This is a genomic window from Pseudomonas chlororaphis subsp. piscium (assembly GCF_003850345.1).
GTDB lineage: Bacteria > Pseudomonadota > Gammaproteobacteria > Pseudomonadales > Pseudomonadaceae > Aquipseudomonas > Aquipseudomonas piscium.
The window spans coordinates 5612471-5635750 of record NZ_CP027707.1; the positions used below are offsets into that span (position 1 = coordinate 5612471).

23 protein-coding genes are annotated in these 23280 nt (G+C 61.6%); 11 read left to right on the forward strand and 12 right to left on the reverse strand.

The genetic code is table 11. From position 1 onward, the window contains the following. The first annotated feature begins 7 nt into the window (after positions 1 to 7). The gene (locus C4K38_RS25300) at positions 8 to 3031 is read left to right on the forward strand and encodes a multidrug efflux RND transporter permease subunit (RefSeq protein ID WP_053280660.1); all 3024 of its coding nucleotides are present in this window, start codon (positions 8 to 10) and stop codon (positions 3029 to 3031) included. 61 nt (positions 3032 to 3092) lie between these two features. On the opposite strand, the gene C4K38_RS25305 is transcribed toward C4K38_RS25300, so the two are convergent. The 5 genes from C4K38_RS25305 to colR form a co-directional block, all read right to left on the reverse strand. Further along, positions 3093 to 3329 carry a hypothetical protein gene (locus C4K38_RS25305; RefSeq protein WP_081001587.1) on the reverse strand — a complete coding sequence of 79 codons (237 nt, stop codon included), beginning with the start codon at positions 3327 to 3329 and terminating at the stop codon, positions 3093 to 3095. 2 nt (positions 3330 to 3331) lie between these two features. Further along, positions 3332 to 4045 (reverse strand): lipopolysaccharide kinase InaA family protein, encoded by a 714-nt coding sequence (locus tag C4K38_RS25310; protein WP_053280661.1) that lies wholly within the window; start codon positions 4043 to 4045, stop codon positions 3332 to 3334. 4 nt (positions 4046 to 4049) lie between these two features. Next, a complete protein-coding gene (locus C4K38_RS25315; RefSeq protein ID WP_053280662.1) occupies positions 4050 to 4730 on the reverse strand; it encodes a class I SAM-dependent methyltransferase in 681 nt (226 codons plus the stop codon). Between the two features lie 192 nt (positions 4731 to 4922). Continuing rightward, the gene (locus tag C4K38_RS25320; RefSeq protein WP_053280663.1) at positions 4923 to 6203 is read right to left on the reverse strand and encodes a sensor histidine kinase; all 1281 of its coding nucleotides are present in this window, start codon (positions 6201 to 6203) and stop codon (positions 4923 to 4925) included. Next, positions 6193 to 6876 (reverse strand): two-component system response regulator ColR, encoded by a 684-nt coding sequence (gene colR / locus C4K38_RS25325; protein WP_053280664.1) that lies wholly within the window; start codon positions 6874 to 6876, stop codon positions 6193 to 6195. The genes C4K38_RS25320 and colR overlap by 11 nt, the downstream gene beginning before the upstream one ends. Positions 6877 to 7096: 220 nt before the next feature. On the opposite strand from colR, the gene C4K38_RS25330 reads away from it, so the two are divergent. Further along, a complete protein-coding gene (locus tag C4K38_RS25330; protein WP_053280665.1) occupies positions 7097 to 7840 on the forward strand; it encodes a phosphatase PAP2 family protein in 744 nt (247 codons plus the stop codon). Between the two features lie 144 nt (positions 7841 to 7984). Here C4K38_RS25330 and groL read toward each other — a convergent pair whose 3' ends face one another. From groL to C4K38_RS25355, 4 genes are all read right to left on the reverse strand, one after another. After that, complete coding sequence (groL, locus tag C4K38_RS25335) at positions 7985 to 9628, reverse strand: chaperonin GroEL (RefSeq protein ID WP_025805990.1); 1644 nt, start codon at positions 9626 to 9628, stop codon at positions 7985 to 7987. A 49-nt stretch (positions 9629 to 9677) separates the two neighbouring features. Then, on the reverse strand, positions 9678 to 9971 hold the full coding sequence (locus C4K38_RS25340) for a co-chaperone GroES (protein ID WP_053280666.1): 294 nt from the start codon (positions 9969 to 9971) through the stop codon (positions 9678 to 9680). A 253-nt stretch (positions 9972 to 10224) separates the two neighbouring features. Further along, entirely contained in the window at positions 10225 to 10701 is a 477-nt protein-coding gene (locus C4K38_RS25350; protein ID WP_007932702.1) for an FxsA family protein, read from the reverse strand. A gap of 66 nt (positions 10702 to 10767) precedes the next feature. Continuing rightward, complete coding sequence (locus tag C4K38_RS25355; protein ID WP_053280667.1) at positions 10768 to 11499, reverse strand: HugZ family pyridoxamine 5'-phosphate oxidase; 732 nt, start codon at positions 11497 to 11499, stop codon at positions 10768 to 10770. Positions 11500 to 11663: 164 nt separating this feature from the next. Between C4K38_RS25355 and C4K38_RS25360 the strand changes: the two genes are divergently transcribed. Continuing rightward, complete coding sequence (locus C4K38_RS25360; protein WP_053280668.1) at positions 11664 to 12422, forward strand: SDR family oxidoreductase; 759 nt, start codon at positions 11664 to 11666, stop codon at positions 12420 to 12422. Positions 12423 to 12492: 70 nt separating this feature from the next. On the opposite strand, the gene apbC is transcribed toward C4K38_RS25360, so the two are convergent. Next, positions 12493 to 13587, reverse strand: a complete 1095-nt coding sequence (gene apbC, locus C4K38_RS25365) for an iron-sulfur cluster carrier protein ApbC (protein ID WP_053280669.1) — start codon at positions 13585 to 13587, stop codon at positions 12493 to 12495. Positions 13588 to 13777: 190 nt separating this feature from the next. Here apbC and metG point away from each other — a divergent pair, with 190 nt between their 5' ends. From metG to C4K38_RS25405, 8 genes are all read left to right on the forward strand, one after another. After that, positions 13778 to 15823: a methionine--tRNA ligase gene (gene metG / locus C4K38_RS25370; RefSeq protein WP_053280670.1), complete on the forward strand. Its 2046-nt coding sequence runs from the start codon at positions 13778 to 13780 to the stop codon at positions 15821 to 15823. Positions 15824 to 15955: 132 nt separating this feature from the next. Then, positions 15956 to 16543, forward strand: a complete 588-nt coding sequence (locus C4K38_RS25375) for an Rnf-Nqr domain containing protein (protein ID WP_053280671.1) — start codon at positions 15956 to 15958, stop codon at positions 16541 to 16543. Continuing rightward, entirely contained in the window at positions 16540 to 17760 is a 1221-nt protein-coding gene (rsxB, locus tag C4K38_RS25380; RefSeq protein WP_053280672.1) for an electron transport complex subunit RsxB, read from the forward strand. Before C4K38_RS25375 ends, rsxB begins: the two co-directional genes overlap by 4 nt. Beyond that, positions 17747 to 18742, forward strand: a complete 996-nt coding sequence (locus C4K38_RS25385) for an RnfABCDGE type electron transport complex subunit D (RefSeq protein WP_053280673.1) — start codon at positions 17747 to 17749, stop codon at positions 18740 to 18742. Before rsxB ends, C4K38_RS25385 begins: the two co-directional genes overlap by 14 nt. Beyond that, complete coding sequence (locus C4K38_RS25390; protein ID WP_053280674.1) at positions 18739 to 19350, forward strand: RnfABCDGE type electron transport complex subunit G; 612 nt, start codon at positions 18739 to 18741, stop codon at positions 19348 to 19350. Before C4K38_RS25385 ends, C4K38_RS25390 begins: the two co-directional genes overlap by 4 nt. Continuing rightward, positions 19343 to 19942, forward strand: a complete 600-nt coding sequence (locus tag C4K38_RS25395) for an Rnf-Nqr domain containing protein (protein WP_053280675.1) — start codon at positions 19343 to 19345, stop codon at positions 19940 to 19942. The genes C4K38_RS25390 and C4K38_RS25395 overlap by 8 nt, the downstream gene beginning before the upstream one ends. A 7-nt stretch (positions 19943 to 19949) precedes the next feature. Beyond that, positions 19950 to 20588: an endonuclease III gene (nth, locus tag C4K38_RS25400; protein ID WP_007922445.1), complete on the forward strand. Its 639-nt coding sequence runs from the start codon at positions 19950 to 19952 to the stop codon at positions 20586 to 20588. Between the two features lie 107 nt (positions 20589 to 20695). Then, complete coding sequence (locus C4K38_RS25405; RefSeq protein WP_007922443.1) at positions 20696 to 20875, forward strand: PA3496 family putative envelope integrity protein; 180 nt, start codon at positions 20696 to 20698, stop codon at positions 20873 to 20875. A gap of 189 nt (positions 20876 to 21064) precedes the next feature. Here C4K38_RS25405 and C4K38_RS25410 read toward each other — a convergent pair whose 3' ends face one another. Beyond that, a complete protein-coding gene (locus C4K38_RS25410; protein WP_007922442.1) occupies positions 21065 to 21691 on the reverse strand; it encodes a response regulator transcription factor in 627 nt (208 codons plus the stop codon). A 349-nt stretch (positions 21692 to 22040) separates the two neighbouring features. Next, positions 22041 to 23258: an argininosuccinate synthase gene (locus tag C4K38_RS25415; RefSeq protein WP_009045364.1), complete on the reverse strand. Its 1218-nt coding sequence runs from the start codon at positions 23256 to 23258 to the stop codon at positions 22041 to 22043. Positions 23259 to 23280: the final 22 nt, after the last annotated feature.

Here is a 23280-nt window from a genome sequence, read left to right on the forward strand (position 1 = left end):
AGTCCTCATGGCTTTTACCGATCCGTTCATCCGTCGTCCGGTCCTGGCCACCGTGGTCAGCCTGCTGATCGTGCTGCTGGGCTTCCAGGCCTGGAGCAAGCTGCCGCTGCGCCAGTACCCGCAGATGGAAAACGCCCTGATCACGGTGACCACCGCCTACCCCGGGGCCAACGCCGAGACCATCCAGGGCTATATCACCCAGCCGATGCAGCAGAGCCTGGCCAGTGCCGAGGGCATCGACTACATGACCTCGGTCAGCCGCCAGAACTTCTCGGTGATCTCGGTCTACGCCCGTATCGGCGCCAACAGCGACCGCCTGTTCACCGAGCTGCTGGCCAAGGCCAACGAGGTGAAAAACAAGCTGCCCCAGGACGCCGAGGACCCGGTGCTGAGCAAGGAAGCCGCCGACGCCTCGGCGCTGATGTACATCAGCTTCTTCAGCCAGGAGCTGAGCAACCCGCAGATCACCGACTACCTGTCGCGGGTGATCCAGCCGAAGCTGGCGACCCTGCCGGGCATGGCCGAGGCCGAGATCCTCGGCAACCAGGTGTTCGCCATGCGCCTGTGGCTGGACCCGGTCAAGCTCGCCGGCTACGGCCTGAGCGCCAGCGACGTGACCAGCGCGGTGCGTCGCTACAACTTCCTGTCCGCGGCCGGCGAGGTCAAGGGCGAGTACGTGGTCACCAGCATCAACGCCAGCACCGAACTGAAATCCGCCGAAGCCTTCGCCGCCATTCCCCTGCGGACCGAGGGCGACAGCCGGGTACTGCTCAGCGACGTGGCACGGGTCGAGATGGGTGCGGAGAACTACAACGCCATCAGCTCCTTTGGCGGCATCCCTTCGGTCTATATCGGCATCAAGGCGACCCCCAACGCCAACCCGCTGGACGTGATCAAGGAAGTGCGCAAGATCATGCCGGAGCTGGAAGCCCAACTGCCGCCCAACCTCAAGTCCGAGATCGCCTACGACGCCACGCTGTTCATCCAGGCCTCGATCAACGAGGTGGTGAAGACCCTGTTCGAAGCCGTGCTGATCGTGATCGTGGTGGTGTTCCTGTTCCTCGGCGCACTGCGTTCGGTGGTGATCCCGGTGGTGACCATTCCGCTGTCGATGATCGGCGTGATGTTCTTCATGCAGTTGATGGGCTACTCGATCAACCTGCTGACCCTGCTGGCGATGGTGCTGGCCATCGGCCTGGTGGTGGACGACGCGATCGTGGTGGTGGAAAACATCCATCGCCATATCGAGGAAGGCAAGACGCCGCTGGACGCGGCCCTCGAAGGCGCCCGGGAAATCGCCATGCCGGTGGTATCGATGACCATCACCCTGGCGGCGGTCTACGCCCCCATCGGCTTCCTGCAGGGGCTCACCGGGGCGCTGTTCAAGGAGTTCGCCCTGACCCTGGCCGGCGCGGTGGTGATTTCCGGCATCGTCGCCCTGACCCTGTCGCCGATGATGTGCGCCCTGCTGCTGCGCCACGATGAAAACCCCAGCGGCCTGGCCCACCGCCTCGACCTGATTTTCGAGAGCCTCAAGCGCCGCTACCAGAGCCTGCTGCATGGCACCCTCAACACCCGGCCGGTGGTGCTGGTGTTCGCCCTGATCGTGCTGTGCCTGATCCCGGTCCTGCTCATGTTTACCAAGTCGGAACTGGCCCCGGACGAGGACCAGGGCATCATTTTCATGATGGCCACCGCTCCCCAGCCGGCCAACCTGGATTACCTCAACGCCTATACCGACGAGTTCCTGGAGATCTTCAAGACGTTCCCCGAGTACTACTCCTCGTTCCAGATCAACGGCTTCAACGGTGTGCAATCGGGTATCGGCGGTTTCCTGCTCAAACCCTGGAACGAGCGCAAGCGCACGCAGATGCAGATCCTGCCAGAAGTCCAGGCCCGGCTCGCGGGCATCGCCGGGCTGCAGGTCTTCGGTTTCAACCTGCCGTCCCTGCCGGGCACCGGCGAAGGGCTGCCGTTCGCCTTCATCATCAACAGCCCCAACGATTACGAGTCGTTGCTGGAGCTCTCCGACCGGGTGAAGAAGCGCGCCATGGAGTCGGGCAAGTTCGCCTTCGTCGACATCGACCTGGCCTTCGACAAGCCGGAAGTGGTGGTCGACATCGACCGCGCCAAGGCGGCGCAGATGGGCGTGTCGATGCTGGACCTGGGCGGGACCCTGGCCACCTTGCTCGGCGAGGCGGAAATCAACCGCTTCACCATCGAGGGACGCAGCTACAAGGTCATCGCCCAGGTCGAACGGCCTTATCGCGACAACCCCGAATGGCTGAACAACTACTACGTGAAAAACGCCAAGGGCGAGGCGCTGCCGCTGTCGACCCTGATCAGCGTCCACGATCGGGCCCGCCCGCGACAGCTCAACCAGTTCCAGCAACTCAACGCCGCCACCATTTCCGGGTTCCCGGTGGTCAGCATGGGTGAAGCGATAGATACCGTGCGCCAGATCGCCGAGGAAGAAGCCCCGCCGGGCTACGCCTTCGACTATGCCGGGACCTCACGACAGTTCGTCCAGGAAGGCCACGCGCTGTGGGTGACCTTTGGCCTGGCGCTGGCGATCATTTTCCTGGTGCTGGCTGCGCAGTTCGAGAGTTTCCGCGATCCGGTGGTGATCCTGGTGACGGTGCCGCTGTCGATCTGCGGGGCCTTGATTCCACTGTTTCTCGGCTGGTCGAGCATGAACATCTATACCCAGGTCGGGCTGGTGACCCTGATCGGCCTGATCAGCAAGCACGGAATCCTGATCGTCGAGTTCGCCAACCAGCTGCGCAAGGACCAGGGACTGACGCCCCGCGAGGCCGTGGAAGCCGCCGCGGCCATTCGCCTGCGGCCGGTATTGATGACCACCGCGGCGATGGTCTTCGGCATGGTGCCGCTGATCCTGGCCACGGGTGCCGGCGCGGTCAGCCGGTTCGACATCGGCACGGTAATCGCCACGGGGATGTCGATCGGCACCCTGTTCACCCTGTTCGTGCTGCCCTGCATCTACACCCTGCTGGCCAGGCCGGACAAGTGAAGGACACGGGCAATAAAAAAGGCCTAGCGATGCGAGGCCTTTTTATCGGGTCTGATGGTCTTCAACTCTGTGGCCTCATTCCCTGAGTCAGGCCGAACATGAACAACAAAAGATCCTGATCGGGTCTGGCTGCCGTGCTTGTCTTGGGCACTTTTGCGACCCGTGGCAGAGGACAGTGCGCCCCCGCCTGTGTGCTACTGAGAACTTCCATGCGTGGCTGCTCCCATGCAGCCACCGCCAAGGATGCAACTGCCAAGGCTCCTATTAAAAACAAACCTCGTGCAATTTCGAGCTTCATCACTATAAGCCTTTGATAGCGCTGCCAAACGCCGTCCTATAAAAATAGTAGAGTTTGTCCCAGTCCGTGGCACTCCACGACGAGTGGCGACGCAATTGTTTCATGTCATGGGCGGCAGCCCGTTTAGCGGTCAGGCGCTGGCGGCATTTCTCGAAATCCAGCAGCGCGATATCCACCTTCGCCGCTGCGCCTTCACCCATGACCCGTACGAACACATGCTTGCTATACAGACAGCCATGCTGCCAGCGGCCCCGGTGCATGCGCGCCAGCGCGGCCGCCAATTCCTTGAGTACAGACTCGTGCAGTGCCTCGCCGTGGCGCTCGCGCTCGCCAGCGGCGTACCAGTGGTCGATTTCCACGAAGCCGTCCAGCGCCTCGGTCACCAGCAAGGCACGCCACTGGCCCTGGGAATCACGCTGCGCCCCACAGAACACCAGGTGCGGCACCTTCACATTGAGCTGGCTCAGGCCCTTGAGCGCATCCTGCTCGCGCAACACAGTGGGGCGGCCGAAGGGGTGCAACCAGCTGCGATAGATATGACCGATCTGGCGCTTGGCATACAGCACACGCCCGTCAGTGCCCGGAAGACGTTGGACGCCACTTTCCCCGCCTCGACGTTGATTGGGCTCTTCGACCCACTCCCCCTGCTGACTCCAGAAGTAATCGAAACGGTCTGCAGCAGCGACTTCCATTTCCCGTGCACATTCAACAGCCATCCTGTTACCTCTTACGTAATACGTAGACTCGCCACATGGCGTAGAGCGGAAAAAAGTCCAGATGATCCTGAACACGAAACCCGGCCTGCTTGAATTCTTCTTCAACCGTGGCAGCCGGTAACACAAAACGGTTCTGGTAACCTTCCTGCCCGGATTCCTCCTTGCGCCGAACTTCCATGCGCTTGCGTTTCCAGGCCTTGAAGTTGCCATCGACCCACAGTGAAACGATCACACTGTCCCGGGTAACCCGCTGGAACTCCCGGAGCAGAGCCAGGCGATGGGACGACTCGCCGATGTGATGCAGCAGCCGCATGCAGAAAATGCTGTCGACGGCGTTGTCCGGCAAGTTGATGTCGAAGGCAGACGTCTGCAAGGGTTGTACCCGTTTCACCACGTCGGCCGGTTGCGCCACCGTGGCGATCTTCAACATCGCCTCGGAGTTGTCCGCACCGATGATCACCCGGTTGGGCTTCTCCGCCAGCAACGGCCAGAAACGCCCCGCACCGCACGGCAGGTCAAGCACCAGCCCCGGCTCTCCGGCCATGGCCAGGGCAGCGCGCGCCAACTGCTCGTCACGCTTGTGGGACATCCGGCGAGCTACGCCATCCTGATGTTTGAGCAGATACTCCTGAGCATGTTGTTCGTCGTACTTCTCGGAAAATTCCAACTTGATCGGGGTCGCCATCACACAGTCTCCTGAATCTGATGGCCCCACCTTAGGCAGCGGCTTGTCAGCGTCAGGTCATGTCTTTGTGAAAACTTCGTCCGGTCCAGAGTGGAAATATTTCAGGGTTTTACAGGCTCTGACATATGGCCTGGGGCCATCAACCAGGGAAATTCCCGACCTGACGGCCCACGCAGAAGCCATAGAGACCCGTCATGCCGTGCGACGGTTCAACTCGACATGAAACCGGCAGCCGTTGGGCTCCATGGTGCTGAGGCTGACGCTCCAGCCCTGGTCCTCGCAGATCCGCTGCACCAGCGACAGGCCCAGGCCCAGGCCCTCGCCGCGCTTCTCGTTGCCACGCACGAAAGGCTCGAACATCGCCTCGCGTTTCTCCTCGGGAATGCCCACACCGCTGTCCTCGACCACAAAGCCGCAGGGCTCCAGGCTCAAGCGAATGAAGCCCTGCTCGGTGTAGTGCAGGGCGTTACGCAGCAGGTTGCCCATCACCGCGTGCAGGAAAGTGGCGTTATAGCGGGTGTCCAGCGGTTGGCCGGCGTCGAAGATCAGCTCCAGGCCCTTTTGCCGGATCGGTTCGCCCCACAGCCCCATCAGGTCATCGGCCACCTGGCTCAAGGTCGTCTGGGGCGACATGCCGCCGTCTTCACGCTGGGCGCGGGCCAGCATCAGGAAGGTCTGCACCAGCTCGCGCATTTCGCCGCACGCCCGGGCGATGCGCTCGACCTGGGCTCGACCGCGCTGATCGATCGCCGGGTTTTCCAGCAACAGCTCGCAGGAGCTGGCCAGCACCATCAGCGGCGTACGCAGTTCGTGACTGACATCGCTGGTGAACAGGCGCTCGCGATTCAGGGCCTGGCGCAATCGCCCCAGGGTGGCGTCGAAGGCCACCGCCAACTCCCCTACTTCGTCAGCCGCGTAGTCCGGTGCCAATGGCGGCGCCAGCCCCAGCAACTGGTCGCGATGCCGCACCTGACGCGCCAGCCTCACCACTGGCGCCATGACCCGGCGCGCCAGTACCCAGCCGAGGAACACCGCCAAGGCCAGGCTCAGCACGAAACCCACCAGCACCACCGCGAAAAGCACCCGTTCGCGCTCTTCGAAATCGCTCTGATCCTGCAGCAGCACGTAGCGCCGGCCGTCGACCACTTCGACCATGGCGTGATACGACAGCTGTTCGCGGAACACTTCATGAAAGCCCGGATCCAGATGCCGCAGATCCTTGGGCAACTCGAAGTCGCCACGCCCGCCGCTGAAGTAAAACAGCTGGTCCGGCTCGGGACGGTGGCTCCAGTCGGAAACGTTGTCCATCAACAGCAGACGCTGAAGGTCGCCCCCCAGGCCCGCGGAAATCAGCTTCTCTTCCACCAGGTGCACCGTCGCCACGATACCCAGGGCGAAGGCTCCAGCGACCAGCGCACTCATCAGCGCAAAGGCGATGATGATCCGCTGGGAAAGGCTTTGCTTAAACTCCATCACGACCCTCGGCCAGGCGGTAACCGACACCGTGCACGGTATGCAACAACGGTTTGCCGAATGGCTTGTCGATCACCTGGCGCAATTGGTGGACGTGGCTGCGCAGGCTGTCGCTGTCCGGGCAATCGTCGCCCCACAGCGCTTCTTCGAGGATTTCACGGCGCAGCACATGCGGGCTCTTCTGCATCAGCACCGCCAGCAACTTGAGCCCGACCGGGTTGAGCTTGAGCAGGCGCCCTTCGCGAGTGACCTCCAGGGTATCGAGGTCATAACTCAGGTCGCCGACCTGCAAGGCCCGGCGCCCGCCGCCCTGGACACGACGCATGACCGCCTCGATACGCGCGGCGAGCTCGGACAAGGCAAAAGGCTTGACCAGGTAATCGTCGGCCCCGGACTTGAAGCCCTGCAGGCGATCGTCCAGTTGATCGCGGGCAGTGAGCATGATCACCGGCGTATCGCGGCGGGCATCTTCACGCAGGCGTTTGCACAGGGTGTAGCCATCGATACCCGGCAACATGATGTCGAGCACGATCAGGTCGTAATGTTCGGTGGCAGCCAGGTGCAGGCCCGACAGACCGTCCTGGGCACAGTCCACGGTGTAGCCTTTAAGCCCCAGGTAGTCGGCCAGGTTGGCCAGAATATCGCGGTTGTCTTCAACCAGTAGAATTCGCATGGGCACTCTCTCCGCACACAGTTACGGCCGTCTTGGCTCGCGCAGCTTAAGGCCAAGCGTGGCTCAGGGCTAGGGTTGTTCAATCCCCCATGGCGAATGCAGCCGCAGGACTCCAGGGCCTTGACGAGTTTTTCACCAGGGGTTCACACGCTGACGACAGCGGCAGGTTTAGACTCCGCGGGAACCCGCGATCGCAATGCTCCCCTCAAAAGGATTCCCCATGGCTCCGACCCTTGCCCGCCCCACCTCCAGAGCACTGAACTGGTGGATCTGCCTGGGCATACCCGCCCTTGCCGCCGTCATCCTGCTGCTGCTTGAACTGACTACCCTGGACATGGATCTGGCCAAGTATTTTTACGATCCCGCCGCCGGCGACTTCATCGGCAGCCACAGTTACTTCCTGGAAAACATCCTGCATGACCGTGCCAAGCAGCTGGTCATCGTCTTTTCGGTGCTGGCCATTGTCGGCTTCATCGGCGCCTTCTTCGTCCGGCGTCTCAGGCCGTTCAAGCGCGAGCTGGGCTGCCTGGTGCTGTCGCTGGGCCTGGCCACCGCGTTCGTCACCCCGGTCAAGGCGGTCACCGCCGTGCAATGTCCGTGGAGCCTGAAAGAGTTCGGCGGCAAGGAAACCTACAGCGAACTGCTCAGCCCTCGGCCAGCGACCAACAAGCCCGGTCGCTGCTGGCCAGGCGGCCATGCCGCCACCGGTTTCACCCTGTTCGCGCTGTTTTTTGTCCTGCGTGATCGCCGCCCGCGCCTGGCGCGCAAGGCGCTGGTGTTCGCCTTTGCCCTCGGCACGGTGTTCTCGGTCGGCCGCATGCTGCAGGGCGCGCACTTCTTCTCCCACAACGTCTGGACCGCGATCTTCTGTTGGCTGATCTGCCTGGGGGCCTACTACTTCATTCTCTATCGACCGGCGGGCAAGGCTGAGCCGGTGATGGAGACGGAAGCGGTCAAGGCCTGAGCCTTATGGCGAACAAGCTCGCGCCTAGCGCATAGAGGCGAGCTTGCTTGCGATGGCGCCAGCCCAGGCCGCAAAGATCCCGCCCATAAAAAAGCCCCGCCGGCTTTCGCCAGCGGGGCTTTTTCGTACGGGGGTAAGGCTGGCTTACATCATGCCGCCCATGCCACCCATGCCGCCCATGTCTGGCATACCGCCAGCTGCAGGCTTGTCTTCAGCGATTTCAGCAACAGCCGCTTCGGTGGTCAGGATCAGACCGCCGATGGAGGATGCCGCTTGCAGCGCCGAACGGGTCACCTTGGTTGGGTCCAGGATGCCCATTTCGATCATGTCGCCGTATTCGCTGGTGGCAGCGTTGTAACCGAAGTTACCCGAACCCTGCTTGACCTTGTCGACCACTACGCTTGGCTCGTCGCCAGAGTTGGCAACGATCTGGCGCAGAGGCGCTTCAATAGCGCGACGCAGAACTGCAATACCCACGTCCTGATCGGCGTTGTCGCCTTTCAGGTCGTTGATGCCTTGCAGAGCACGGATCAGGGCCACGCCACCGCCAGGTACCACGCCTTCTTCAACGGCTGCACGGGTAGCGTGCAGGGCGTCTTCAACGCGGGCTTTCTTCTCTTTCATTTCAACTTCGGAACCGGCGCCAACCTTGATCACCGCAACGCCGCCGGACAGCTTGGCCAGACGCTCTTGCAGTTTTTCACGGTCGTAGTCGGACGAAGTGTCGGCCACTTGTTGACGGATCTGGGTCACACGAGCCTGAATGTCCGCTTCAACGCCAGCACCGTCGATGATGGTGGTGTTTTCTTTGGACAGGATCACGCGCTTGGCGTTACCCAGGTGCTCCAGGGTGGTGCTTTCCAGGCTCAGGCCGATCTCTTCGGAGATAACGGTACCGCCGGTCAGGACGGCGATGTCCTGCAGCATGGCCTTGCGACGGTCGCCGAAGCCTGGTGCCTTGACGGCAGCGACTTTGACGATGCCACGCATGTTGTTCACAACCAGAGTCGCCAGGGCTTCGCCTTCAACGTCTTCAGCCACGATCAGCAGTGGGCGGCCGGCTTTGGCAACGGCTTCCAGCACTGGCAGCATTTCGCGGATGTTGGAGATCTTCTTGTCCACCAGCAGGATCAGCGGGCCGTCGAGCTCGGCGACCATGGTGTCCGGCTTGTTGATGAAGTAAGGGGACAGGTAGCCACGGTCGAACTGCATGCCTTCAACGACAGACAGTTCGTTTTCCAGGCCCGAGCCTTCTTCAACGGTGATCACGCCTTCTTTACCGACTTTTTCCATGGCTTCGGCAATGATGTCGCCGATGGAGTTGTCGGAGTTGGCGGAGATGGTGCCAACCTGAGCGATGGCCTTGGAATCGGCGCATGGCTTGGACAGACCTTTGAGCTCTTTGACGATGGCGATGGTCGCCTTGTCGATGCCGCGCTTCAGGTCCATCGGGTTCATGCCGGCAGCAACGGCTTTCAGGCCTTCGTTGACGATCGACTGAGCCAGTACGGTGGCGGTGGTGGTACCGTCGCCGGCGTCATCGTTGGCACGGGAAGCAACGTCTTTTACCAGCTGCGCGCCCATGTTTTCGAAGCGATCTTTCAGCTCGATTTCTTTGGCGACGGAAACGCCGTCCTTGGTGATGGTCGGAGCGCCGAAGCTCTTCTCGATGATCACGTTACGGCCTTTCGGGCCCAGGGTCGCTTTTACCGCGTCAGCCAGGACGTTAACGCCGGTGAGCATTTTCTTGCGGGCGGAGTCGCCGAATTTAACTTCTTTAGCAGCCATGATCGATATTCCTTAAATACTTTGTAGTAACGGGAAAATGAGCGAGTAATCAGCCTTCGACAACGGCGAGAATTTCGTTCTCAGCCATTACCAGCAGGTCTTCGCCGTCTACTTTCACAGTGTTGCTGCCGGAGTAAGGGCCGAACACAACCTTGTCACCCACTTTCACGGCCAGCGCACGTACTTCACCGTTGTCGAGGATACGACCGGTACCTACAGCGACGATTTCGCCACGGTTAGGTTTTTCAGCGGCCGAACCTGGCAGAACGATACCGCCAGCGGTTTTCGATTCTTCTTCGCTGCGACGGATGACGACGCGGTCATGCAGAGGACGAAGCTTCATTGTCGATCTCTCCTAATTATGGTTTTCAGCGGCCGGTGTCGTTACCGGCGGGTTAACAAATCCGGCGTGGCCGGTTGCGGCTCGACGAGCGAGACGCGGAAGTCTGTCTGGTGTCGCCACCAGAAACCTTGCGGTGACCGATACATGTGGGCGCATATGCTTATTACAAGGGCTGCCCAGTGAAATTTTTTAGATTTTCAGCCGGGCAAAACGAACACGGCACCCGAAGGTGCCGTGTCGATCATTGAGAGACTCAGGAATCGCGGTGCTCGAACTCGCCTTCGATCACATTCGGCTCACGCCCCAGAGGGCGCTGCGGCGCGGGTCCGCCACGGGCGGCCTGCATGTCGTCGGCAAAGGCGCGCTGACGAATGGCCTGTTCTTCGGCACGCTGGCGCATCTTGTTGGCCAGCAGGCGACGGGTGATCGGCAACAGCATGAACAGGCCGAATACGTCACTGATGAAGCCAGGCAGGATCAACAGGCCGCCCGCCAGGGCCAGCATCAGGCCTTCGAGCATGGTCTGGGCCGGCAGTTCGCCGCGGTTCAGGCTTTCACGGGCACGCAATGCCGTGGCCAGCCCCGCGACGCGCAGGACCAGCACACCCAGCATCGAACCCAGGATGATCAGCAGCAAGGCCGGGAAAAACCCGATCGCACCGCTGACTTTGACGAATACGAACAGCTCTAGCACCGGGAACAGCAGAAAGAGCAACAGAAAAGGGCGCATCAAATGGTTTCCTCTACGGAAGAATGCCTTCCAGTAGACCCTAGATGACGTCGGCAATTCGTGAATTCAAGCCTCGGCCCCGGCATTTTTCGGCCATTGCTCGGCGTGAGCCAGAAAAACCAAGGCCTCGCGCACTTGTGTCGGCGTATTACAAGGGCTTGGGAACGGCAGCCAGTACAACCCCTGGTCGATCCGCAGGTGCATGCCTTCGGTATCGATGCCGGCCAGCTGCGCCGCAGCCGTTTTCGGCAGGCCGGCCAGATCCACGTAATGGGCAATCGCCTTGGCGTGATCGCTGTTCATGTGTTCGACCATGCTCAGCTCGGCCTTGCCGGCGAACGGATTGGCCAGCGTCACCTGGTCGATCCAGTGGATCGCGCCAAAGCCGCCGATGTAGCGATGACGTACCGGCTTGAGCAGCCAGAAATCGAAATCGTGGGCCTTGTGATAATTCTGCGACTCCGGGAAATACCGGTAGTAGCGTTCGGCGGCCGCCTCGATCGCCGCGGCGTCCTCGAGCTTTTCGGCTTCGGCCAGATAGGTCAGGCGTCCCACCGCCTGGACGTCCTCGGCTTCGCGCTCGCCCACCAGCAGCGAACACTTGGGATCCTTCTGCAGGTTGTGGGTGTGCTGGGCAATGCGGCTGATCAGGATCAGTGGCCGCCCCTGCTCGTCCAGGCAATAAGGAACCACCGAGCCGAAGGGAAAACCCGGCATGGCCTTGGAGTGCGTCGACAGCACGCCACGGTATTCCTTGAGCAGTAATTCTCGTGCATGCTTCGCAGCTTCAACGCTCAATTTATGACTCCTTATATAGAATCCGTCGAAAACGGACGGGCGTCTGGAGCAAAGTTCCAGCGACGCCATCGGGGCAATTCTCAAATCTGCAGCCAGGCCATGCCCGATGCACAAGAGAGGCGCCTTAAAGGACACCACTCCAGTTCTGCTATCGGAGCATGCGAATGCAACTCAATGACAAAGTAATCATTATCACCGGCGGTTGCCAGGGTTTGGGCCGCTCCATGGCGGAGTATTTCGCCAGTAAAGGCACCAGGCTGGCACTGGTCGACCTGAACCAGGAAAAGCTCGACCAGGCCGTTGCCGCCTGCCAGGCCGCGGGAGTCGAAGCCCGCGCCTACCTGTGCAACATCGCCAATGAAGAGCAGGTGGAACACATGGTCGCCCAGGTTGCCGAAGACTTCGGCGCCATTCACGGCCTGATCAACAACGCCGGTATCCTGCGCGATGGCCTGCTGCTCAAGGTCAAGGACGGCGAGATGACCAAGATGAGCCTGGCCCAATGGCAGTCGGTGATCGACGTCAACCTGACCGGCGTATTCCTCTGCACCCGCGAAGTCGCGGCGAAGATGGTCGAGCTGAAAACCAGCGGCGCGATCATCAACATTTCCTCGATCTCCCGTGCCGGCAATATCGGCCAGACCAACTACTCCGCCGCCAAGGCCGGGGTCGCCGCGGCGACCGTGACCTGGGCCAAGGAACTGGCGCGCTACGGCATCCGCGTGGCCGGCATCGCACCGGGCTTCATCGAGACCGAAATGACCCTGGGCATGAAACCCGAAGCCCTGGAGAAAATGACCTCCGGCATCCCGCTCAAGCGCATGGGCAAGCCGGAAGAAATCGCTCACTCGGCGGCCTATATCTTCGAGAACGACTACTACACCGGTCGGATCCTCGAGCTGGACGGCGGCCTGCGGATCTGAACCCCGCCCATAAAACACCCATAAAAAAGCCCGGTGCAGTGCACCGGGCTTTTTTGTTTGCCCAACCGGCTCAGTCGTCGCTGACGGTAATGTTCGGCATCGCCGGCGCCGCGGCTTCCTGCAATACGATGCGCGCACCGACATGGCGGGCCAGTTCCTGATAGACCATGGCGATCTGGCTTTCCGGCTCGGCGATCACCGTCGGCTTGCCGCCATCGGCCTGCTCGCGAATCAGCATCGACAGCGGCAGCGAGGCCAGCAGCTCGACGCCGTACTGGGTCGCCAGCTTCTCGCCACCGCCTTCGCCGAACAGGTGCTCGGCGTGGCCGCAGTTGGAGCAGATGTGCACGGCCATGTTTTCCACCACGCCCAGCACCGGGATGTTGACCTTGCGGAACATCTCCACGCCCTTGCGCGCGTCCAGCAGCGCCAGGTCCTGCGGGGTGGTGACGATGACCGCGCCGGCCACCGGGACCTTCTGCGCCAGGGTCAGCTGGATATCGCCGGTACCTGGCGGCATGTCGATCACCAGGTAATCCAGGTCGCCCCAGGCAGTCTGGGTCACCAGTTGCAGCAGGGCGCCGGAGACCATCGGCCCGCGCCAGACCATCGGCGTGTTGTCATCGGTCAGGAAGGCCATGGACATGACCTCGACCCCGTGGGACTTGATCGGCACGAACCATTTCTGGTCCTTGACCTGCGGCCGGGTGCCCTCGGCGATGCCGAACATGATGCCCTGGCTCGGGCCATAGATGTCCGCATCGAGAATCCCCACCTTGGCGCCTTCGCGGGCCAAAGCCAGGGCCAGGTTGGCCGCGGTGGTGGACTTGCCCACACCGCCCTTGCCGGAGGCCACCGCCACCACGTTCTTGACGTTGGCCAGGCCCGGGATCTGCGCCTGGGCCTTGTGCGCGGCAATCACGCTGGTGACCTCGACCTTGGCCGCTGTCACGCCGTCCAGGCCTTCAATGGCCAGTTGCAGCATCTGCGCCCAGCCGCTCTTGAACAGGCCGGCGGCATAACCCAGCTCGAGCTGGACCGTTACCCGGTCCCCCTGAACATCGATGGAACGGACACAACCGGCGCTGACCGGGTCCTGGTTAAGGTAGGGGTCGGTGTATTGGCGAAGAACGGCTTCCACCGCTGCGCGATTGACGGCGCTCATGGGCAACTCCGATAACAAGACGGGAAAATCAGGCGGCTATCCTACGCCGGACGCTCATTTGTGGCGAGGGAGCTCGTCCTTCGCCACGAACCCTGGCGCGCGCGACACCCGGAAACCGGCCTGAAGGGTGAAAAATATGCGCCGGCGCTTTATAGTGGCCGACCTCCGTTTCATCAAGTAGCCGAGCCCCATGTCCGAGCCACGCAAGATCCTCGTCACCAGCGCCCTGCCCTATGCCAATGGTTCCATCCATCTTGGCCATATGCTTGAGTACATCCAGACCGATATGTGGGTGCGCTTCCAGAAGCATCGCGGCAATCAATGCATCTATGTCTGCGCGGACGACGCTCACGGCTCGGCCATCATGCTGCGCGCGGAAAAGGAAGGCATCACCCCGGAACAACTGATCGCCAACGTCCAGGCCGAACACAGCGCCGACTTTGCCGACTTCCTGGTGGACTTCGACAATTTCCACTCGACCCACGCCGAAGAAAACCGTGAGCTGTCGAGCCAGATCTACCTGAAGCTGCGCGACGCCGGGCACATCGCCACGCGTTCGATCACTCAGTATTTCGACCCGGAAAAACAAATGTTCCTGGCCGACCGCTTCATCAAGGGCACCTGCCCGAAATGCGGCACCGAGGACCAGTACGGCGACAACTGCGAAAAATGCGGCGCCACCTACGCGCCGACCGACCTGAAGGATCCGAAGTCGGCGATTTCCGGCGCCACCCCGGTGCTCAAGGATTCCCAGCACTTCTTCTTCAAGCTGCCGGACTTCCAGCAGATGCTGCAGGAGTGGACCCGCAGCGGCACCCTGCAGGATGCCGTGGCGAACAAGATCGCCGAATGGCTGGATGTCGGCCTGCAGCAGTGGGACATCTCCCGCGACGCGCCGTATTTCGGCTTCGAGATCCCCGACGAACCGGGCAAGTACTTCTACGTCTGGCTGGACGCGCCGATCGGCTACATGGCCAGCTTCAAGAACCTGTGCAACCGCACGCCGGAGCTGGACTTCGACGCGTTCTGGGGCAAGGACTCGACCGCCGAGCTGTACCACTTCATCGGCAAGGACATCGTCAACTTCCACGCGCTGTTCTGGCCAGCCATGCTCGAAGGCGCCGGCTACCGCAAGCCGACCGGCATCAACGTGCACGGCTACCTGACCGTCAACGGCCAGAAGATGTCCAAGTCCCGCGGCACCTTCATCAAGGCCCGGACCTACCTCGACCACCTGTCGCCGGAATACCTGCGCTACTACTACGCGGCCAAGCTGGGCCGTGGCGTCGACGACCTGGACCTGAACCTCGAAGACTTCGTGCAGAAGGTCAACTCCGACCTGGTGGGCAAGGTGGTGAACATCGCCAGCCGTTGCGCCGGCTTCATCCACAAAGGCAACGCCGGCGTGCTGGTGGACCAGAATGCCGCGCCGGAGCTGACCGATGCCTTCCTCGCGGCCGCGCCAAGCATCGCCGACGCCTATGAGGCCCGCGACTTCGCCCGCGCCATGCGTGAAATCATGGCCCTGGCCGACCGCGCCAACGCCTGGATCGCCGACAAGGCGCCGTGGTCGTTGAACAAGCAGGAAGGCAAGCAGGATGAGGTCCAGGCCATCTGCGCCACCGGCGTCAACCTGTTCCGCCAATTGGTGATCTTCCTCAAGCCGGTGCTGCCGCTGCTGGCCGCCGATGCCGAGGCGTTCCTCAACGTCGCCCCGCTGACCTGGAACGACCACCAGCACCTGCTGAGCAACCATCAGCTGAACGAATTCAAGCCGCTGATGACGCGGATCGACCCAGTGAAAGTACAAGCCATGACCGACGCCTCGAAAGAAGACCTGACCGCCAGCCAGACCGACACCGGCGCTCAGCAAGGCAATGGCGAGCTGGCCAAGGATCCGCTGTCGCCGGAAATCGACTTCGACACCTTCGCCGCCGTCGACCTGCGCGTGGCCCTGATCGTCAAGGCCGAACATGTGGAAGGCGCCGACAAGCTGCTGCGCCTGACCCTGGATATCGGTGACGAACAACGCAACGTATTCTCCGGGATCAAGAGCGCCTACCCGGATCCGTCCAAGCTCGACGGTCGCCTGACCATGATGATCGCCAACCTCAAGCCCCGGAAAATGAAGTTCGGCATTTCCGAAGGCATGGTGATGGCGGCCGGCCCTGGCGGCGATGAGATCTACCTGCTGAGCCCGGACAGCGGCGCCAAGCCGGGTCAGCGGATCAAGTAAATCCGCCCGCGGGATCGATCCCCCCGTCGCGCCGCCGCGTGGCGGGGGGATTTTCATATCTGGATGGGCCTGCGCCCTTGCCGGATAATTGCCTAGTCTTCAGGTATACGCCCGCCCTCACCGGCCACGAACATGACCGAGATTGTCCTCACGCTCATCAGCGCTGCCCTGATCAACAACTTCGTGTTGCAGTGGCCGCTGGGCGTCGATCCGCTGTTGCAGACCAGTACCGAGCCGCGGGTTGCGCGGCGGCGGATCCATGCCCTGGGGATCGCCACCAGTTGCCTGATGCTGCTCTGCAGCCTGTTGGGCTACGGGCTTTACCAGGCTCTGCTGGTGCCACTGGGCCTGACCTCGCTGCAACTGTTCGTGTTCCTGCCGCTGGGCGTGCTGCTGATCGCACCGCTGCTCAAGCTGCTGACCCGGATGTTGCCCGGGCTGCCATTCGACGGCCTCTGCCCGCTGCTGCTGGGCAATGCCGGCGTGCTCGGCGCGTTGCTGCTGGCGGTCCAGGCCAATCGGGGAATCGCTTATAGCCTCGCCCTGGGCCTGGGCGCGGGTCTCGGTTTCTGGCTGGTGCTGAGCCTGTTCAGCGACCTGCGCCAGCGCATTCTCAACAACGATGTGCCCCTGCCCTTTCGCGGCCTGCCGATCGACCTGATCAGCGCCGGCCTGATGGCCGTGGCATTTCTCGGTTTCAACGGACTGCTCAACCCATGAGTCTGATTCAACGCATCGACGCCCTGCTACCGCAGACCCAATGCGGCAAGTGCGGCCATCCCGGATGCAAGCCCTACGCCGAAGGCATCGCCAACGGCGAGGCGATCAACAAGTGCCCGCCCGGCGGCGACGAAACCATCGCCGGCCTGGCCAGGCTGCTGAACGTCCCTATCGTGGAACTGGACATCAGCCGTGGCCCGGCACCGGCCCAAGTGGCCTTTATCCGCGAAGCCGAATGCATCGGCTGCACCAAGTGCATCCAGGCCTGCCCGGTGGATGCCATAGTCGGCGCGGCCAAGCAGATGCACACGGTGCTGATCGACGAATGCACCGGCTGCGATCTCTGCGTGGCACCGTGCCCGGTGGACTGCATCGAGATGCACCCACTGTCGCTGAACAATGTGTTGCCGATCGTCGGTGGACTGGCCACCAGCCTCGAAGAACAGCACGCCCGGACCGCCAAACGCGATCACGCGCGCCTGCGCTTCGAGCGCCGCAACGCCCGGCTGCAACGCGAAGAACAGCACAAGCAGGCCGAACGTGCCGCGCGCGCGCAAAAAGCGGCGCAGTCCAGCGAAACCACCCTGAACCCGGTGCAGGCGGCCATCGAGCGGGTACGCGCGCAAAAAGCGGCCGCCGCCGATGCCGCGGTGAAAAAAGCCAAGATCGATCTGGCGATGAGCCGGGCCCAGTTGAACAAATCGCTGAAAGCCTTCGGCCACCCGCCGACCTTCGAGCAACAGTCGCAACTGACCGTCCTGCAGCGCCAGTTCGAGGCCGCCGAACAAGCCCTCGCCCAACTGGAAAGCGCTGCCGAAAGTACTGTCGCTCCCGCAGCCTCAGCGCCTCCCGCCAAAGACGCCGAGCTCAAGCGCGCGAAAATCCAGCTGGCGACGCGCCGCGCGGAACTGAAAAAGGCCCAGGACAGCCAGGCGCCTGCCGAACAGCTGGCCAGCCTGGAGCAGGCACTGAAGGACGCAGAACAGGCTTTGCACGCGGCCGAGGACACCAGCGGCAAGCCGGCACCCGATCTCGTGCGGGTCGAGAAACGCCCGATCGACGCCCGCCTGCGGCAACTGAAAACCGAACTGGCCTACGCTCGGGCGCAAGTCAGCAAGCTGGAACGCCACAGCGATACCCCGCCGCCACTGCTGGCCGAGGCCCGCGAACGACTGGCCGAAGCCGAGCGCCAGGTACAAGCCCATGACGCCCCTTGAGCAGCCGGACGAGCGCCTGCAACAGGCCATGAAGCGTGTGCTTCTGGCGACCCTGCCGGGGCTGCTGGCGCTCTTCTGGCTGTTTGGCTGGGGAGTTCTCATCAACCTGCTGCTGGCCTGTACCACCGCCCTTGCCGTCGAAGCCGCGGTGCTCCGATTGCGCCAGTGGCCACTGCGCCCCTTCCTGGGCGATGGCAGCGCCCTGGTCAGCGCCACCTTGCTGGCCCTGGCCTTGCCACCGTACTGCCCGTGGTGGCTGACGGTCAGTGCGGCGGCCTGTGCCCTGCTGTTCGGCAAGCACCTGTATGGCGGCGTCGGCAAGAATCCGTTCAACCCGGCGATGCTCGGTTATGCCCTGGTGCTGGTGTCGTTCCCCCAGCAGATGACTCATTGGCCAGCCTCCCATGGCCTGGACCTGCTGAGCGGCCTGCAGCAGATCGTCGGCATAACCCTCGATAGCACAGCGCCCGATGCCTGGGCCCAGGCCACGGCGCTCGACAGCCTACGTATCAACAAGAGCCTGACCATCGACGAACTGTTCGCCGGCAATGCCGCCTTCGGCCATTTCGGCGGCAAGGGCGTGGAATGGGTCAACCTGGCCTTTCTCGCCGGTGGCGCCTTTCTGCTGCAGCAACGGGTATTCAGCTGGCACGCACCGGCCGGCATGCTCGGCAGTCTGTTCATCATCAGCCTGCTGTGCTGGAACGGTTCCGGGTCGGACTCCCACGGTTCGCCGTTTTTCCACCTACTGACCAGCGCCACCATGCTTGGCGCCTTTTTTATCGTCACCGAGCCGGTCTCCAGCCCCAGGAGCACGAAGGCGCGCCTGCTGTTCGGGGTCGGGGTCGGCCTGCTGACCTACCTGATCCGAACCTGGGGCGGTTACCCCGACGGCGTCGCCTTCGCGGTACTGCTGATGAATCTCGCCGTCCCGGCCCTGGAGCGCCTGGCTGCTCCGCCTCCTGAGCCTTCCCTGCCATGAATCGCGCAATGAGTCTGGGAGTGTTGGTATTGCTGGCGGCGGTCGGCGCCACCGGTACTTTCTTCGTCCATCAGGCCACGGCCCCAGGCATCGAGCGCGAACAACGCGCCATCCAGGCACGCAACCTGCTGGATATCCTGCCCGTCGACAGCTACGACAATCAGCCGCTGGATCAGCCCCTGGCCGTCGATAACATCCAACTCAGCCACAGCACCCTGCTCACAGGTTATCGCGCTACCCGCAACGGCCAGCCCAGTGCCGTGCTGCTGCGCAGCCAGGTCAGCGGTTACGGCGGTCCGATCGAGCTGCTGATCGGTATCTCCGCCAACGGCAAACTATTGGGCAGCAAGGCCCTCAGGCATTCGGAAACTCCCGGGCTGGGCGCGCGCATCGCCGAGCGACCCAATGCCTGGCTGCAGGGTTTTATCGGCAAGTCGCTGGGCAACCCGGGCGACGCCGGCTGGGCGCTGAAAAAGGACAATGGCCAATTCGACCAGATGGCCGGGGCCACCATCACCTCACGGGCGGTGGTCGAGGGGATTCACGACAGCCTGCGTTACTTCGACGAGCATCGCGAACAACTGCTGGGAAGTCCCGCCCATGAATAAATCCTCGGCCCTGCAGAACGCCCTGATGCTGACGCCGCTGATCGGCGCCAGCGACTCACTGGTCAAGGCCCTGGGCCTGGCCCTGGTATTTCTCTGCGTGAGCGCAGTGTTCGGCCTATGCATGAATGCCCTGCGCCCACGCCTGGCTGGTCAGAGCCGCCTGGGCGCCAGTATCCTGCTCAGCGCCACGCTCACCAGTTGTGCCATGCTGGCAGCGCAAGCCTGGGCCTTCGAACTGCAACAACAGTTGGCCCTCTACCTGGGCCTGATTGCCGTGCAATGCGTAGTGCTGGAGTACCAGGATTTTTTCCAGCGCCCCGTGCGCTTGCGTTTCGCCGGCCTTTTCTGCCTGCTGCTGATTACCCTGGGCGCACTGCGCGAAGCCTTCGGCAGTGGCACCATTGGCAATCATCTGCAATGGTTGCTGGGGATGAACGACGTCGACTGGCCAGGTTGGGTTCTGACCGCCCAGGGCGGATTGCACCTGCTGACGCTCGCCCCTGGCGGTTTTATCCTGTTGGGGCTGCTGCTGGCCGCCAGGCAGGCCTGGGCTGCTGCTTCGACCTCACACCGACCGCCTTCAAGGAAATGACTCACCCATGAATGCCGCAAAACGCCTGGAAATTTTCCGCAGGCTGCACGAAGACAATCCGGAACCGAAAACCGAACTGGCCTATTCGTCGCCCTTCGAGCTGCTGATCGCCGTGATTCTCTCGGCCCAGTCCACCGATGTCGGGGTCAACAAGGCGACGGCCAAGCTCTTCCCCGTGGCCAATACACCGGCCGCCATCTATGCCCTGGGCGTCGAAGGCCTGTCCGAGTACATCAAGACCATCGGCCTGTACAACAGCAAGGCGAAAAACGTGATCGAGACCTGCCGCCTGCTGGTGGAGCGGCACAACAGCGAAGTCCCGCAGACCCGGGAAGAACTCGAGGCCCTGCCAGGCGTCGGCAGGAAGACCGCCAACGTGGTGCTCAATACCGCCTTCCGCCAACTGACCATGGCCGTCGATACCCACATCTTTCGGGTGAGCAACCGCACAGGGCTGGCCCCTGGGAAGAATGTCGTGGAAGTCGAGAAAAAGCTGATGAAGTTCGTGCCCAAGGAGTATCTCCTCGACTCCCATCACTGGCTGATCCTCCATGGCCGCTACGTGTGTCTGGCCCGTAAGCCACGTTGCGGAAGCTGCCGAATCGAGGACCTGTGCGAATACAAGCACAAGACCTCCGACGATTGAGCGATTATTGATTTTGATGATAGGTCGATTGAAAAAATCTTTTTTACCAGTCCCGAGAATATCGATATAAGGAGCGCCAATGGCAGTCTTAGCCTGGAGTTAACCTTATGAGTACTGGTAAAGAACAACTGGACGTAGAAGACGACTTCACCCCTGTTGAAACAGAAGATGCGGAGCCCGTGGTAGAGGTGGCCAAGACCAACTTGAGCAAACGTCGTACCATCGACAACCTTCTGGAAGAGCGGCGCTTGCAAAAGCAATTGGCCGATTACGACTTTGATCTTTAGTAACAAAAAGCCTCCTTTTACGGAGGCTTTTTTGTTACACCAGCTAACACTCCAAGTCGGTTTTTCAAACCAGGCCATGCGCGGCTGATGGATCCAACACCGCCGACAGACCGGCAAGCCCACAACGTAATGAAGGCTCGCAAAAACCGCTGTTTTTCCCTCGCGAGCCTTGTTGTAACCCCTCAACCGTCATACCAGCTGATGGCGCTTGGCAAACTCGATCAGGTCCACCAGCGAGCGGGCGTTGAGTTTTCCCAACAGCCGCCTCTTGTAGGTGCTCACCGTTTTACTGCTCAAGCACAGGCCCTCGGCAATCTCCTTGTTGGTCTGCCCACCGGCGAGTTGCTTCAGGACCATCAGCTCCCGACCGGACAGGCTGGACAACATCCCCTCCTCGCTGGCGATGCCCAGGCTCGAGCGCAGGGTATGCAAGGCTTCGTTGGGAAAATAACTGTAGCCAGCCAGGACTGCCCTGACGGCGCTGATCAATTCAGTGATGTCCTGCTGCTTGCACACATAACCCGCCGCACCGGCCTGCATGCAGCGCATGGAGAAAGGGCCAGGTACTTGCAGGCTCAATACCAGCACTTTGGTCGACATGGCTTTTGACGACAGTCTGGCGATAACTTCCAGGCCATCGAGTTTGGGAATACCAATATCAAGAATAAGGATGTCTGGAACATGTTCATAAGACAGTTTCAGGGCATCCATGCCATTGTCCGCCTCGGCAACTACTTCAAAACCGTGCCGCTCCATCAGCATGCGCACAGCCAGACGCGTGACGGGATGATCATCTACGATCAAAACTTTCTTCATGGGTAAGTCCAGAGTCCGCTATTGGTTTTTCAAGCAAACACCATAACCCAGTCATTTGGCCCGTGGCATGGCCGCGCCCCGAGCCAGCATCGCCCCGAGAAGTTCCTTACAAACAATACGGATTTGCCCTACAAGGAAAACTTGAACGTCGCTCGCTATATATTAATCAGCTCCAAGCTTCCTACAGTTTGTATTGAAAAGAGCATAGTGAACGATAGTCGAGAACCCATTGAAACAATGAGCAGTGGCAACTTTAGTTATGGCCTTCAGATACCCGCCTGATCGATTAAATCATCAGGCATAAAAAAGCCCCGCTCATGGCGGGGCTCTTTTAAAACGACTCAACGCATCAGAACAGAGTCCGACCCTTGTTGGCCGCAATGCGCATGCGCAGGGCATTGAGCTTGATGAAGCCAGCCGCATCCGCCTGGTTGTAGGCGCCGCCGTCTTCTTCGAAGGTCGCGATGTTGGCATCGAACAGCGACTCATCGGACTTGCGACCGGTGACGATCACATTGCCCTTGTACAGCTTCAGGCGAACCACGCCGTTCACGTGGGCCTGGGAGGCGTCGATCATCTGTTGCAGCATCAGACGCTCAGGGCTCCACCAGTAGCCGGTGTAGATCAGGCTGGCGTACTTGGGCATCAGCTCGTCTTTCAGGTGCGCCACTTCACGATCCAGGGTGATCGATTCGATCGCCCGGTGAGCGCGCAGCATGATGGTGCCGCCAGGGGTTTCGTAGCAGCCGCGGGACTTCATGCCGACATAGCGGTTTTCCACGATGTCCAGACGACCGATGCCGTTTTCGCCGCCGATGCGGTTCAGGGTCGCCAGCACGGTGGCCGGGGTCATCTCGACGCCGTCGATCGCCACGATGTCGCCGTTGCGGTAGGTCAGCTCGATGTAGGTCGGGGTGTTGGGAGCCTTCTCCGGGGAGACGGTCCAGCGCCACATGTCTTCTTCGTGCTCGGTCCAGGTGTCTTCCAGCACGCCGCCTTCATAGGAGATGTGCAGCAGGTTGGCATCCATCGAGTACGGGGATTTCTTCTTGCCGTGACGCTCGATCGGGATCGCGTGCTTCTCGGCGTAGTCCATCAGCTTCTCGCGGGACAGCAGGTCCCACTCGCGCCAAGGAGCGATCACTTTCACCCCTGGTTTCAAGGCGTAGGCGCCCAGCTCGAAACGAACCTGGTCGTTGCCCTTGCCGGTAGCGCCGTGGGAAATGGCGTCGGCGCCGGTTTCGTTGGCGATCTCGATTAGGCGCTTGGCGATCAACGGACGAGCGATGGAAGTACCCAGCAGGTACTCACCTTCGTAAACGGTGTTGGCGCGGAACATCGGGAAAACGAAATCGCGGACGAACTCTTCGCGCAGATCGTCGATATAGATCTCTTTCACGCCCATGGCTTGCGCCTTGGCACGTGCAGGTTCGACCTCTTCGCCCTGACCCAGGTCAGCGGTGAACGTCACCACTTCACAGTTATAAGTATCCTGCAGCCACTTGAGGATCACCGAAGTGTCCAGGCCGCCGGAATACGCCAGAACAACCTTGTTTACGTCCGCCATGCCATCACTCCACGGGGTTCTA

Bases quoted from the DNA above. Each gene is read 5' to 3' on its own strand.
- C4K38_RS25300 (WP_053280660.1), top strand. From the start codon at position 8: ATGGCTTTTACCGATCCGTTCATCCGTCGTCCGGTCCTGGCCACCGTG.
- C4K38_RS25305 (WP_081001587.1), bottom strand. From the start codon at position 3,329: ATGAAGCTCGAAATTGCACGAGGTTTGTTTTTAATAGGAGCCTTGGCA.
- C4K38_RS25310 (WP_053280661.1), bottom strand. From the start codon at position 4,045: ATGGCTGTTGAATGTGCACGGGAAATGGAAGTCGCTGCTGCAGACCGT.
- C4K38_RS25315 (WP_053280662.1), bottom strand. From the start codon at position 4,730: ATGGCGACCCCGATCAAGTTGGAATTTTCCGAGAAGTACGACGAACAA.
- C4K38_RS25320 (WP_053280663.1), bottom strand. From the start codon at position 6,203: ATGGAGTTTAAGCAAAGCCTTTCCCAGCGGATCATCATCGCCTTTGCG.
- colR (WP_053280664.1), bottom strand. From the start codon at position 6,876: ATGCGAATTCTACTGGTTGAAGACAACCGCGATATTCTGGCCAACCTG.
- C4K38_RS25330 (WP_053280665.1), top strand. From the start codon at position 7,097: ATGGCTCCGACCCTTGCCCGCCCCACCTCCAGAGCACTGAACTGGTGG.
- groL (WP_025805990.1), bottom strand. From the start codon at position 9,628: ATGGCTGCTAAAGAAGTTAAATTCGGCGACTCCGCCCGCAAGAAAATG.
- C4K38_RS25340 (WP_053280666.1), bottom strand. From the start codon at position 9,971: ATGAAGCTTCGTCCTCTGCATGACCGCGTCGTCATCCGTCGCAGCGAA.
- C4K38_RS25350 (WP_007932702.1), bottom strand. From the start codon at position 10,701: ATGCGCCCTTTTCTGTTGCTCTTTCTGCTGTTCCCGGTGCTAGAGCTG.
- C4K38_RS25360 (WP_053280668.1), top strand. From the start codon at position 11,664: ATGCAACTCAATGACAAAGTAATCATTATCACCGGCGGTTGCCAGGGT.
- apbC (WP_053280669.1), bottom strand. From the start codon at position 13,587: ATGAGCGCCGTCAATCGCGCAGCGGTGGAAGCCGTTCTTCGCCAATAC.
- metG (WP_053280670.1), top strand. From the start codon at position 13,778: ATGTCCGAGCCACGCAAGATCCTCGTCACCAGCGCCCTGCCCTATGCC.
- C4K38_RS25375 (WP_053280671.1), top strand. From the start codon at position 15,956: ATGACCGAGATTGTCCTCACGCTCATCAGCGCTGCCCTGATCAACAAC.
- rsxB (WP_053280672.1), top strand. From the start codon at position 16,540: ATGAGTCTGATTCAACGCATCGACGCCCTGCTACCGCAGACCCAATGC.
- C4K38_RS25385 (WP_053280673.1), top strand. From the start codon at position 17,747: ATGACGCCCCTTGAGCAGCCGGACGAGCGCCTGCAACAGGCCATGAAG.
- C4K38_RS25390 (WP_053280674.1), top strand. From the start codon at position 18,739: ATGAATCGCGCAATGAGTCTGGGAGTGTTGGTATTGCTGGCGGCGGTC.
- C4K38_RS25395 (WP_053280675.1), top strand. From the start codon at position 19,343: ATGAATAAATCCTCGGCCCTGCAGAACGCCCTGATGCTGACGCCGCTG.
- nth (WP_007922445.1), top strand. From the start codon at position 19,950: ATGAATGCCGCAAAACGCCTGGAAATTTTCCGCAGGCTGCACGAAGAC.
- C4K38_RS25405 (WP_007922443.1), top strand. From the start codon at position 20,696: ATGAGTACTGGTAAAGAACAACTGGACGTAGAAGACGACTTCACCCCT.
- C4K38_RS25410 (WP_007922442.1), bottom strand. From the start codon at position 21,691: ATGAAGAAAGTTTTGATCGTAGATGATCATCCCGTCACGCGTCTGGCT.
- C4K38_RS25415 (WP_009045364.1), bottom strand. From the start codon at position 23,258: ATGGCGGACGTAAACAAGGTTGTTCTGGCGTATTCCGGCGGCCTGGAC.